This is a genomic window from Tritonibacter scottomollicae (assembly GCF_003003215.1).
Lineage (GTDB): Bacteria > Pseudomonadota > Alphaproteobacteria > Rhodobacterales > Rhodobacteraceae > Epibacterium > Epibacterium scottomollicae.
The window spans coordinates 1-1,357 of record NZ_PVUF01000063.1 but is presented as its reverse complement, the minus strand read 5'-3'; the positions used below and the strand labels follow the sequence as shown (position 1 = coordinate 1,357).

The following is a 1,357-nucleotide window of genomic DNA, read 5'->3' as shown; positions in this document are numbered from 1 at the left end:
AGCGGATGAGGTGGATGGCTCCTGCTCCACCGGCATCGAACGTGCCAAAGTGCAGTTGTCATCGACTGCAAGGAAAGGAGCCACCCAATGACAGTAAAGACCGTGGGCCTGGATTTGGCCAAGGACGTTTTCCAAGTACACTGCGTTTCGGGCACCGGGCGCAAGATCCTCAACAAGAAGATCAAGCGGGCGAAGCTCTTGGCATTCTTCGAGACCTTGCCGAGATGTATGGTCGGCATGGAAGCCTGTGGTTCTGCGCATCATTGGGGCCGAGAGCTGCGCAAGCTGGGCCATGATGTTCGGCTCATGCCTGCCGCCTACGTCAAACCCTATGTGAAGCGCGGCAAAACAGATGCAGCGGATGCCGAAGCGATCTGTGAAGCCGTGCGTCGCCCCACCATGCGGTTTGTCGAGATCAAATCAGAAAGTCAGCAAGCTGTTCTGGCCATCCATCGTGTCCGAGATCTCGTCGTGCGCCAGCGCACCCAGGTCGTGAACATGATCCGCAGTATCCTGCGGGAGTTTGGGCACATCCTGCCGACGGGCATCAAGGCCGTGTCGAAGTTTGCCCGAGAGCGTGGGACTGAAGATCAGTTGAAAATGCCCGAGATCGCAGACGGCATTCTCGGAGTGATGTGCCATCAGCTGAATAGCCTCAATGCGCGTATCGATGGGCTGACCAAACTGATCGAGCAACATGCATGGCTGGACGCCGATGCCCGGCGGCTGATGCGTATGCCCGGGATTGGCCCGATCACGGCGTCTGCCATCGTTGCAACCATCGGAGATGCAAAACAGTTCAGGACCGGACGGGATCTGGCGGCGTGGCTGGGGCTGACACCCCTGAATAAGTCGAGTGGTGGAAAGGAACGTCTTGGACGGATCACCAAGAAGGGTGACCGGTATATCAGAAAGCTGTTGATCGTCGGAATGACATCACGCGCGCTGATGGCAAAGAACAAGCCAGAGAAGGCCGATACTTGGACTGCCAAGATACTGGCCGAGAAGCCATTCCGGCTCGCGACCGTTGCCATGGCAAACAAATCCGCCCGGATCATCTGGGCGCTACTGACAAAACGAGAGGAATACCGGCAGCCGGTCGCCTGATCGGATCAACCTGCCAAGAGATGCAAGACGCTTGATGTGATGATGCGAAACGAAGTCAACCAAAAGCAAGGACACTCCGACGAATGTCGCGGCCCCCAGAGGTCGTTGAGCCGATAGGAACCTTGCTTGCGGAACTCATCAGGGCCAGTGGCAATAGCCACACAAACAGGCCGGACACACGACTGTACTGACAGACCATCGCGATTACAAAAATCTCTTGCAATGCAGGAGCCATCCACACAGGACATTC

At 56.7% G+C, this 1,357-nt stretch carries 2 protein-coding genes; one reads left to right on the top strand and one right to left on the bottom strand.

Annotation, left to right across the window (positions count from 1 at the left end; all coding sequences use genetic code 11):
- The first annotated feature begins 87 nt into the window (after nt 1–87).
- Nucleotides 88–1,107, top strand: a complete 1,020-nt coding sequence (locus CLV89_RS22250) for an IS110 family RNA-guided transposase (protein ID WP_106165751.1) — start codon at nt 88–90, stop codon at nt 1,105–1,107.
- Nucleotides 1,108–1,162: 55 nt separating this feature from the next.
- Here the strand turns inward: CLV89_RS22250 and CLV89_RS22835 are convergent.
- Nucleotides 1,163–1,357: hypothetical protein (locus CLV89_RS22835; RefSeq protein WP_207796995.1), on the bottom strand; the 195-nt coding region annotated here is incomplete at its 5' end.

What these genes read in the sequence shown, in the direction of transcription:
- CLV89_RS22250 (WP_106165751.1), top strand. Translation starts at nt 88, where the DNA reads ATGACAGTAAAGACCGTGGGCCTGGATTTGGCCAAGGACGTTTTCCAA.